The 1136-nt window shown below is 34.3% G+C and carries 1 protein-coding gene and 1 pseudogene; both read right to left on the reverse strand.

Translation table 11 applies throughout. From position 1 onward, the window contains the following. Nucleotides 1-342, reverse strand: a pseudogene (locus ACFIO3_RS13525) (hemagglutinin repeat-containing protein); the annotation flags it as partial. Between the two features lie 650 nt (nucleotides 343-992). After that, the coding region (locus ACFIO3_RS13530; protein ID WP_375704634.1) for an outer membrane protein at nucleotides 993-1136 on the reverse strand (144 nt) is incomplete at its 5' end.

The following is a 1136-nucleotide window of genomic DNA, read 5'->3' on the forward strand; positions in this document are numbered from 1 at the left end:
CATATCCACTTTCGTGTTTTTGCCCTGAAGATGATACTCCATCTCATCGTTTCTTACCCCTATTGTTACCTCCCCTTGGGCGCCAAGAGCAACATTACCCTTGGCATCTATATCGGAAGCAGCAATATGGATATCTTTTCCAGAGAGAACAGTGGTCTCTTTTCCAGAACTTAAATGAGAGCCATTGTGCAAGGCAACATGAGATGTTTCACTCCCATTCTGATTGTCCATACTGTTGCGTGTGGCATCAATCGAAACATTCTTCTCAGCTTGCAAGAGAAGTTTATCCTTTGTTTGAACATCAGAGCCTAAGATATTCAAATCTTTTCCAGATACATAAGTGGGATTGATATACTTTGAAAAATATTTCTTTAAAAAAAATGTGTGAATACACAACAACAAATGTATTCCGTTGGGGCGTTCTGTTTTGCATGAGGAGTATAATCCCATAAAAAGAATGCAATAAACAAAAACGTAAGATAATGCGTCATCTTCATTTTCATTATTTAAAAGACATTACTCTAAATGCTTTTGAAAATCGTAAAGCTAAATTAAAAGAAGATGATAAAGTTGGAAACTAGTTTTTCTCTTTGTAACTTTATATTCTTCCCCAATGAGGCTGTATTCCCGTTTCAGAACTTACTCCAACAGATGTAGTACGCTCGTTCTAATCTGGTATATAAAAGTAGACTAAAGTTCGTCACTGGTTATGATCTTTTCCTATTTCTGAGATTAATTAAATACTCTCCACTTAGGCGTAAAATGATAGCCGTGATATAAAATTTTATGTAATCAGTAGCTATAAAATCCATATATACCACCAATTCGCCCTCTATAATATAAAACTTTCTTCTTTACAGTCTTATAGCATAAAATGATACAAATAAAAAATAGAAGATTAAGAGAGATTAAAATAGAGGGCTAATAAAATAAAGGCCCCGTTAAACGAGGCCTTCGTATTTTTTTGTGCTTATAATTTTATTTTTAGGAAATTAGAATTTGTAAGCGACGCCTACACGGAAATCATTGGTTTTGTAATTGAATTCACGTGTATCGTTGGCGAATTTCTTTTTACCAAAATCGGAGTAACGGTATTCTGCACGTAAAAGAACGTTTTCTGTCATTGCAAAGTCAAC

The organism is Bartonella sp. AD328YNZD, from assembly GCF_042196425.1.